This is a genomic window from Mycolicibacterium sp. XJ879 (assembly GCF_053483935.1).
The window spans coordinates 1-345 of sequence record NZ_JBEFTH010000047.1; the positions used below are offsets into that span (position 1 = coordinate 1).

General features: G+C 70.4%; 1 protein-coding gene. It reads right to left on the minus strand.

Annotation, left to right across the window (positions count from 1 at the left end; translation table 11 throughout):
• Positions 1 to 345: hypothetical protein (locus tag ABQF13_RS25330; protein ID WP_448395558.1), on the minus strand; the 345-nt coding region annotated here is incomplete at both ends.

Consider the following 345-nt stretch of genomic DNA (forward strand, 5'->3'; position numbering starts at 1 on the left):
AACCATTCGCCCGCAGCGTCGTCCTCGACTCGCAGCCGCAGCATGGCGTGCCGGTCCAGCAGCGCCTGCAGCACCGCCACCACGTCGCCCTCGGTCGTGTCTGCGGGGGCGTGGAACAGCACCGTCTGATTGAACTCATCGATCGCGCCATCGAAGCTGTGCAACCACCGCATGATCGGGGTCGCCACCACGGGTCCGGTGCCGTCGTCGGCCGCGTCGGCGCTGCCCGCCGCCCTGACCACGGAAGCCAGCCGGGACACGGTCTGCTCGACGAAGATGTCGCGCGGGCGGCACACCAGCCCGGCGGCCCTGGCGCGTGAGGCGACCTGCATCGACAGAATGCTG